The following is a 923-nucleotide window of genomic DNA, read 5'->3' on the forward strand; positions in this document are numbered from 1 at the left end:
ACTGAGCCTCTCCCTCACCTCTTTCTCATCTCAGATGAGTTCGCAGAGCTAAAGGTCAACCAGCCTGACTTTATCAAGGAGCTGGTGTCTATCGCTCGGGTCGGACGTTCCCTCGGGGTTCACTTAATCCTAGCCACGCAGAAACCATCGGGTGTGGTGGATGACCAGATCTGGTCCAACTCACGCTTCAAGATCGCCCTGAAGGTGGCGGACCGTTCGGACTCCAATGAAATGCTTCATACGCCGGATGCGGCCGAGATTACCCAGACGGGTCGCGCTTATCTGCAGGTCGGAAATAATGAAGTCTATGAACTCTTCCAGTCAGCCTGGTCAGGGGCGGATTATCAGCCGGACAAGGACGATATGGGGATTGAGGATCATACGATTTATCTCATCAATGAATTGGGTCAATATGAAATCTTGAATGAAGACCTATCGGGCTTAGAAGAAGCCGAAGAGATCAAGGAAGTTCCGACAGAGTTGGATGCGATTGTGCAGCATATCCAAGTTCTGTGTCAGGAACAAGAAATTCCTCCAGTCCCTCAGCCATGGTTGCCTCCGCTCAAAGAGCGCATTGCGCTAGAGGAGCTGGAAGCAGTGCAGCCAGCGGTTGCTTGGGAAGAAGAGAAACCTCTTTCCTTTCTACTTGGGATGGCGGATATCCCGCAAGCCCAGAAGCAGGAAGCCATCTCTATCAATCTCTCTAAGGATGGGCATGTCCTTCTTTATGGAAGTCCGGGAACAGGAAAGACCACCTTCCTTCAGACAGCTGGTATGGATCTAGCGAGAAAGCACAGTCCCAAGGCACTTACTATGTACTTGATGGACTTTGGGACCAATGGTTTGGCGCCCTTGTCCAAGCTTCCGCAGGTGGCAGACACCATGCTTTTGGATCAGGCAGAGAAGATTTCTAAGTTTGTGCG

At 51.1% G+C, this 923-nt stretch carries 1 protein-coding gene; it reads left to right on the forward strand.

The window, feature by feature from the left end; genetic code table 11:
- Positions 1 to 923: FtsK/SpoIIIE domain-containing protein (locus K1I97_RS10065; RefSeq protein WP_263284093.1), on the forward strand; the 923-nt coding region annotated here is incomplete at both ends.

The organism is Streptococcus oralis, from assembly GCF_019929345.1.
Taxonomy (GTDB): Bacteria; Bacillota; Bacilli; order Lactobacillales; family Streptococcaceae; genus Streptococcus.